The following is a 7238-nucleotide window of genomic DNA, read 5'->3' as shown; positions in this document are numbered from 1 at the left end:
ACTTTTTGCTTTTAATGTTCCGATGGGAATTAGGAATACGTATTTAAATTTTAATTGGAATACACTTCATACCGGTAATGGACTGTGGTAAGAGGAAGATAAAAGCTCAATAGACAGAAGGCAAGAATTATGCTTTGATGTAACATAATACCATTATATAAGATAATGCCGTAACGCATTAAGCAATGTATTTTTGCATTACAGAAGCAAACGGCTTTATATAATCAATTAGACCATTTTCAGTTATACAAAGTAAACTTTTTTTGTTTATTTTAATGCAATTAAACATTAATTGGTAGAATTGAATGTAAATACAAAAGCCCTCGAGCCTGTGATCCTTGTAAATGTTGTAAAATAATGACTGAATGTGGTTGTTCAACATCCTTAAATATTGTAGTAGCAAGACAAATTAATATATATAGTGAACTCGTTCAACTAAAGTTGAACATCGAGACTTCGGTGGGGGAGTCTACCCCACCGAAGCAGAGTACGGGGTCCCACTCCCACTTATAGAAGTGGGAGTCTCACGACTAGATGAATTCATTAAGTATATTATGTATTATGTAAGAATTTGACGTTAAATTTTTTGGTTTAAAATTTGGCATAAATTTTGCAAAAATTTAGATTTTTGCTTAACCCTATTTCTAAAAAATAAGGGGGTATAATGAAGTGGAGAACGAAAATAAAGATCGTCGCATGGGTATAACTATTGCTATTGCTGTTTTTGTTGCGCTAATAGTAGATGGTATGGATCTTCAGATGCTTTCATTGTCTTTACCACTTCTCCAGAAAGACTTCGGTATTAACAAAATCTTAGCTGGAGCACTTGGAACCTATACCTTATTTGGCATGGGCGTTGGCGGTCTTATTGCTGGTTGGTTTTCTGATCGTATTGGTCGTGTCAAGGTAACTATTGCATCAATTATCACATTCTCAGTAATGACTGCTGTCCTTGGATTTACGCAAAACTACTTTCAATTTGCAGTTATTCGTTTTCTTTCCGGGGTTGGTATTGCTGCCTTGTATAGTATTGGTACGATGTTGGTTGCCGAGTATGTTCCAACTAACCGACGAACGACAATTTTGGGCATGCTGCAGGCAGGATGGTCAGTTGGCTATATTTTAGCGGCACTCATGTCGTCTTACATTTTGCCCCATTGGGGTTGGCGTCCAATGTTTATAATGTCCATCATACCCGTAATAGTATCGATTTGGTTAATGCGGAATGTTAAGGAGCCCTCGAGCTATGTTGCCTCTCGCAAATCAACCGAAGGCAAGAAAATTAGCATCTGGAATGAGATACTGTCCGATCGAACAAATAGAAAATACTTTATTCTTTAGACTTTAGGTATGGTAACGCTTCAGTTTGGATACTACGGTGCGAATACTTGGTTGCCGAGTTACCTTGTGCAGGGCTTAGGAATTAATCTCAAAAATGTGGGATGGTACGTAATATTTGGATTTTTCTATGGTGTTCCTTATGCTATTCTTGCAACCTATATCTCTGAAAGTTTTCCTACCAAGATACGTGGCACTGTCGTAGCATCGACTAACGCTTTTGGACGAGCAGGTTCCATGTTATCGCCATTGATGATAGGCATTGTTGCTGAAAAATACTCAATTGGATATGGAATAGCACTAATGGGAATATCATATGCACTATGTGCTTTAATACCTGGCTTGTTTATCCGTGAAAAAATGTATGACCCCAAATCCCACAAATGAATCTCTAGTCAACAGTGTTAATATAGCTGCGGCTCCGGCTTCGGCCTCAGGAAAGTCCGGATCAGGGACTCAGGTTTAGGAATTTCGTTAAAATTTTATTCCATCAAACTAACGACTTAAAGAGAGTAAACTCTGAGTCTCATGAAAAAAGAATTATCAAAATATAAAAATAGGGGCTGTTGCCAAACGAACTGAAAAAGTTCATAGAGCCAAGCATCAGCTCATTTTTTATAAGAAGAATTAAACTGTGGGCTTTGAAGATAGTCCGCAGTGGCATCTAATATGCAACAAATAAAACATACAGTAAAAAATTAAATGGAAAAAAGGATATTTGAACTTACGATTAATGAATTTAAAGGGGGCATTTTTGTGAAAGAAGCAGCTATTGTATCAGCAGTTAGAAGTCCTATAGGCCGAGCAGGGGGGGCCTTAGGTAAGATTCCTCCCCAGTATTATGGTGCAGAAGTAATCAAAGAAGTGATCAAACGCATAAATTTGGATCCCACTGAGATTGAAGATGTATACTTTGGAAACTGTTTTAATGCTGGGGGTAATATTGCACGTTTAAGCGTTTTGCAGGCCGGCTTGCCTATGGAGATCTCAGCAGTTACACTTGATCGTCAATGCGGCTCTGGTTTGAACGCAGTGAATTTAGCAGCTCAAGCTGTAATGGCTGGAATGGGTGACGTTTTTGTTGCCGGTGGCACAGAGAGTTGTTCTCTCAGGCCGTATATTATGGAACATATGGAGTTTTTCAGTAGGACTGGACCTGTATTCCGTAAAGGTTCTCAACTCTCGACCGATGAAATCGGTAACCCACCGACCCGATGGGGGTCACAGCAGAAAATTTGGCGGAAAAATATCAGATTAGCCGTTTAGAACAAGATGAGTTCTCTGTATCAAGCCAACAAAAAATGGGTAAGGCAATGGAGGCTGGTTTGTTTAAGAGCCAAATTGTTCCTCTTACCGTTCCAGTAGGCAAGAATAAGACGATGGTTTTTGATACAGATGAACATCCACGTCCGCAGACGACACTTGAGGGATTGAGCAAACTTTCCCCTGTTTTTAAAGCCAACGGAACGGTTACAGCGGGAAACAGTTCGGGCTTAAACGATGCAGCAGCTGCAGTTGTTGTAATGTCGGCCGATAAAGCAAAAGCCTTAGGTCTTAAACCTTTGGCTAAAATTCGCACATTTGCCTATGCGGGTGTTGATCCAAACATCATGGGAATCGGTCCAGTGCCTGCTACCAAGAAAGCCTTAGCTAGAGCTGGTCTTTCCCTGGACGATATCGATCTCATTGAATTGAATGAAGCTTTTGCTTCGCAAGTGTTAGCAGTGGATCGGGAGCTGCATTTCAACATGGACAAAGTGAATGTGAATGGTGGAGCGATCGCCCACGGTCATCCAATTGCAGCAACAGGGGCAATTCTTACCACAAAATTGGTGTATGAGATGAATCGCAGGGATGTTCAATTCGGTATGGTCACCGCTTGTATAGGTGGCGGACAAGGGATTGCTACAATTTTTGAAAGAGTATAATTTTGTTCAAATTATTTTCGTTCTTATCCCAAATGTATGAAATCTGCAAAGAGGGGTGGACGGGCGGAAAGTGCCTAGATGGATCCGTAGTTAAAAGGAGCTGATATCTACGAACTAAAATAGTTCGTAGATATCAGCTCTTTTTTCTTATAAAATAAAACTAGGGCCGAAGACCCGTAGTTGGTGATTTAAATGGGATTTGGGAATTCCAATGTTTATCGTGATCAGCTTATTGATTTTAAGAGCTTAAAATCAAAAGGGAGTAGCATTACCACATTAAAAAATTTAGTTTTGCGACCTCCCTATTTGTCAGTTACCTCTCTAGAGGTTATAGTTATAATAATGTTTTGATATTATTGAGGATAGCTGTTGTCGCTAGGCGTAGGTTCATCCATCATATCGAAGTCATCATCATCAGCATGAGAGCAACACCCTCGTGATATAATGGAATAGCCGTACTGTTCAGATTTCCGACCGAGCATAAAAGCCGCAATAAGGCTAAGTATAAAAAGAAATCCATGATTATGATAGTGTTTTTGATGATAAAACATTATCGATCCCCCCTTCTTTAGTTTTAGAATGGTCATTTTTGATTTTTTATATCCAGGTAATTTCAGGAAATTATGTAGGAGGTTTCGCTGTGCGTTATGATGTATTACTTTGGGATTTAGATGGGACATTAACAGATCCTAAGGAGGGGATTACCCTCTCAGTTCAATACGCTCTAAATCGGTTAGGGTATCCTATACCTAAGGCCGATGATCTTGATTGGATAATAGGACCACCATTGAAAGAAAGTTTTAAGACCTTACTTCAAACGTCAGATGACGAGATGTTGGAACGGGCCGTCCTGATTTATCGGGAGCGTTATCGAAAGAGCGGCCTCTATGAAAATATTGTCTACCCGGGAATCCCAGAATTGCTAGGCAAATTAAAAGAGCAGGGCTGTATGCATCTGCTGGCAACCTCAAAACCTAGGGTCTTTGCTGAGAAAATCCTTCAATATTTCGCGTTAGATTCATACTTTAGTGTTATCATGGGTAGCGAATTGAATGGTCAATTTGTGGAGAAGGATGTCTTGATTGCTGAAGTCCTGAAAAAGGCGCCCGCGGGATCACGGCCAAAAACGGTCATGATTGGGGATCGCAGCTATGATGTTCGGGGGGCCAGAGCCAATCAGATTGATGTAATTTCAGTTGGATATGGGTATGGGACAGCGGAAGAATTACAGGGGGCATCCCCAGATTTTATCGCCTCGAGCGTTGGGGTATTAGAAAAGTTACTGTTTAGTTAAGATAGCTTTTGGAAGGTCCCTTCTCGCCATCCATGGCTACATGGACACTCGGCCATACGACGCCTTGCCATCCTTGGTGGCGCCCTAACCTCGAACGTCCAGTTCAAGTCCTTGGCCAGCACATTGATTAACTGGATAACGAACTGCAGCATCTAAATAAACATAATTCTCGTCTCTTTCTTGACGCACCATACCGATGATTCCACTGTCCTTCGCTTCTGCTAAGTATTGATGGACAACAAATTGATAAGCACGCTCTTCCCAGGGATCTAGGAAACCGGCAACCGTATTGAAATAAGTGTCTAGGGGAATTTTAAAATGTCGATGATAAATTTGTAAGGTCATATCCGGTGGATGCATTCGAATTCCTCCCTTTAAGGTTAGTCTGGGAAAATCATCAAAAAAATATGTGCCCAAGGTGAAGAAAGAAGGAGGGTGAGTATGGACGAAGAAACCGAACTGGATTTCACTCAGGCTGAGAGCCCTCTGCTGAAACGAAACTTGAGTTGGATTGATCTTGCCATAATTTTGGGTGGGATTGTTGGCATTTATATTATACTGAGTCTTGGAACGCTCTGGTTAATGAAGTGGTGGTCGAATGAACGCGTTTTAATGTACGCGAATGCGTTTATGACTCAGCTGTCCTTTGTACTCTTGATTTGGACGTTGAAAAAAATCCGGCATTGGAAATGGTCAGATTTTGGTTGGCATGTTATACCCCTGAGGAAAGTGTGGTCAAAGGTCTTGGTGGTCTATTCCTTGACTTGGATCATCAATATTAGTTACGCCCTTTTCCTTTATAAGCATGGCTTAACCCCTCCAAGCACGGATGTTTATACCAAGTTATTAGGGCAGACCACTTGGTATACGCTGATCCTAAATTTGCTTCTAGCGGGAGTTCTGGCTCCCTTGGTGGAAGAAACGTTATTTCGGGGAGTGATTTTTGGGAGTTTACAAGCGTACTTCGGAAAATGGACTGCCGCCCTTATTAGCGCCGCTATATTTTCCGGTCTTCATCTCCAAACCTATGGATTCATTCCGCGCTTTATCTTAGGAATCGCTTTGGTGTATCTTTATGATAAGTACAAATCTCTCTATCCTTCCGTTGGGTTGCATGCCTTGAACAACATAGTTGCTACACTCATCGCCGCAAACTTGCGGATATAACGCTAACTATCGGCTGGTATAAGCGTTATCGCTTGGGGATACGTCATTTTCTAGAACATCATTAGAGAGTTATAGGGAAAGTTCTGTTTGCATTTTCAGGCGTATGATATAATCTGTGTAGTAATAAATTTGAAAAAATATCGTCATGCTAGGTTCAAGAATACATAAGATATTTATACGATAGTGATAGGAGCTTTGGAGCGTGAAGCAAAGACAACAACATGAATTACAAATTGCCATCGATGGTCCTGCTGGTGCCGGTAAAAGTACGATTGCCAAGATTGTAGCTCAACGACTAAACCTTTTTTATGTAGATACAGGCGCCATGTACCGAGCAATCGCTTATAAAGTACTTAAGAATGGAATCCCCTTAGAAGATGAGTTAGGAGTCAATGAACTCGTTAAAACCACAGAAGTTGTGCTTGATCACTCGAAGGAGCAAACTGTGTGGTGTGATGGAGAGAATATCACTCAAGCTATCCGAAATCCAGAAATTTCGCGCGCTGTTTCGATTGTCGCTGCTTATAGTGGGGTTAGGAAACGCTTGGTCGAATTACAACGCTTAGAGGCCGCTCGTGGAGGAGTCGTCATGGATGGCCGTGATATTGGTACACATGTTCTGCCTGAAGCAGATGTCAAGATTTACTTAACAGCGAGTCCCGAGGAGAGGTCTAGACGTCGGTGGATAGAACTTAAGAATTCTGGAAAAGACATTTCCTTAGCAGAGGTCCATCAGGATATGCAAAAACGTGACCGCCAGGATACAGAGCGAGAGGTTTCGCCACTCGAACCTGCCCCAGATGCCGTTATACTTGATACGACGGGTTTAAGTGTAGAGGTGATCGTAGAGAAAATTCTAGCGTTAGCGTAGGGGGAATGAAGATGACGTTATACGATTTTGCGAAAGGGTTGTTTCGCCTTCAGTTCCATTTAATGGGTTGGAAAATCCACGACGTGGAGAATTTGCCACTCGAAGGGCCTGTTATTTTGGCGATTAACCATGTTAGTTTATGGGATCCCATTGTCGCAGCCTGTAGTCTTCCTCGCCATGTTTCCTTTATGGCCAAAGACGAATTATTCGCTATCCCTGTTATGGGTTGGATTTTCTCTAAGCTCGGTGCCTTTCCGGTTAAACGTGGGCAAGGGGATATGAATGCCATTCGACAGTCCTTGGCGCTTTTGAAAGAAGGGCAGGTCTTAGGGCTTTTTCCCGAAGGAACACGCTCTAAGACTGGGGAAGTCCAAAAAGGTTTACCGGGTATGGTTCTACTGATGGAAAAAAGCAAGGCCTCTGTCGTTCCTATCAAGGTACTCGGAACAAGACGCTTGTTAAGAAAAGGGTGGGGAAAAATTGCGGTCGTGGTTGGTCAACCGTTGACAGCTCAGATGTTGAAGGCTCCAGAAGGAATCCAAAACCGTCGTGAATGGATTGCTGACCGCATTATGCAGGCAGTGCTCGAATTGCCCGAAGCGAAGTAAGCCAACGAGATAGCCCAGACATGTGAAAAGGG

General features: G+C 41.8%; 8 protein-coding genes and 1 pseudogene. 7 read left to right on the top strand and 2 right to left on the bottom strand.

The window, feature by feature from the left end:
- Nucleotides 1-669: 669 nt before the first annotated feature.
- The 3 genes and pseudogenes from DSOL_RS27265 (at nucleotide 670) to DSOL_RS12170 (ending at nucleotide 3266) form a co-directional block, all read left to right on the top strand.
- Nucleotides 670-1341, top strand: a complete 672-nt coding sequence (locus DSOL_RS27265) for an MFS transporter (RefSeq protein ID WP_139314464.1) — start codon at nucleotides 670-672, stop codon at nucleotides 1339-1341.
- Between the two features lie 9 nt (nucleotides 1342-1350).
- Entirely contained in the window at nucleotides 1351-1725 is a 375-nt protein-coding gene (locus DSOL_RS30025; RefSeq protein ID WP_139314463.1) for an MFS transporter, read from the top strand.
- 369 nt (nucleotides 1726-2094) lie between these two features.
- A pseudogene (locus tag DSOL_RS12170) lies at nucleotides 2095-3266 on the top strand (thiolase family protein).
- A gap of 353 nt (nucleotides 3267-3619) precedes the next feature.
- Here the strand turns inward: DSOL_RS12170 and DSOL_RS12165 are convergent.
- A complete protein-coding gene (locus tag DSOL_RS12165) occupies nucleotides 3620-3817 on the bottom strand; it encodes a hypothetical protein (protein WP_075365125.1) in 198 nt (65 codons plus the stop codon).
- An 89-nt stretch (nucleotides 3818-3906) separates the two neighbouring features.
- On the opposite strand from DSOL_RS12165, the gene DSOL_RS12160 reads away from it, so the two are divergent.
- Entirely contained in the window at nucleotides 3907-4560 is a 654-nt protein-coding gene (locus DSOL_RS12160; protein ID WP_075365124.1) for an HAD hydrolase-like protein, read from the top strand.
- An 84-nt stretch (nucleotides 4561-4644) separates the two neighbouring features.
- On the opposite strand, the gene DSOL_RS12155 is transcribed toward DSOL_RS12160, so the two are convergent.
- Nucleotides 4645-4920 (bottom strand): hypothetical protein, encoded by a 276-nt coding sequence (locus tag DSOL_RS12155; RefSeq protein ID WP_075365123.1) that lies wholly within the window; start codon nucleotides 4918-4920, stop codon nucleotides 4645-4647.
- Between the two features lie 81 nt (nucleotides 4921-5001).
- Here DSOL_RS12155 and DSOL_RS12150 point away from each other — a divergent pair, with 81 nt between their 5' ends.
- The 3 genes from DSOL_RS12150 (at nucleotide 5002) to DSOL_RS12140 (ending at nucleotide 7206) form a co-directional block, all read left to right on the top strand.
- Complete coding sequence (locus DSOL_RS12150) at nucleotides 5002-5727, top strand: CPBP family intramembrane glutamic endopeptidase (RefSeq protein ID WP_075365122.1); 726 nt, start codon at nucleotides 5002-5004, stop codon at nucleotides 5725-5727.
- A gap of 202 nt (nucleotides 5728-5929) precedes the next feature.
- Nucleotides 5930-6598, top strand: a complete 669-nt coding sequence (gene cmk / locus DSOL_RS12145) for a (d)CMP kinase (RefSeq protein ID WP_075365121.1) — start codon at nucleotides 5930-5932, stop codon at nucleotides 6596-6598.
- Nucleotides 6599-6609: 11 nt separating this feature from the next.
- On the top strand, nucleotides 6610-7206 hold the full coding sequence (locus DSOL_RS12140) for a lysophospholipid acyltransferase family protein (RefSeq protein WP_075365120.1): 597 nt from the start codon (nucleotides 6610-6612) through the stop codon (nucleotides 7204-7206).
- Nucleotides 7207-7238 lie beyond the last annotated feature (32 nt).

The sequence above is a fragment of the Desulfosporosinus metallidurans genome, from assembly GCF_001936615.1.
In the GTDB taxonomy this organism is placed as follows: Bacteria; Bacillota; Desulfitobacteriia; order Desulfitobacteriales; family Desulfitobacteriaceae; genus Desulfosporosinus; species Desulfosporosinus metallidurans.
This window is presented reverse-complemented; position numbering and strand designations above follow the sequence as displayed.

Coding starts and splice junctions, on each gene's coding strand:
- DSOL_RS12140 (WP_075365120.1), top strand. CDS start 6,610: ATGACGTTATACGATTTTGCGAAAGGGTTGTTTCGCCTTCAGTTCCAT.
- DSOL_RS12150 (WP_075365122.1), top strand. CDS start 5,002: ATGGACGAAGAAACCGAACTGGATTTCACTCAGGCTGAGAGCCCTCTG.
- DSOL_RS12155 (WP_075365123.1), bottom strand. CDS start 4,920: ATGCATCCACCGGATATGACCTTACAAATTTATCATCGACATTTTAAA.
- DSOL_RS12165 (WP_075365125.1), bottom strand. CDS start 3,817: ATGTTTTATCATCAAAAACACTATCATAATCATGGATTTCTTTTTATA.
- DSOL_RS30025 (WP_139314463.1), top strand. CDS start 1,351: ATGGTAACGCTTCAGTTTGGATACTACGGTGCGAATACTTGGTTGCCG.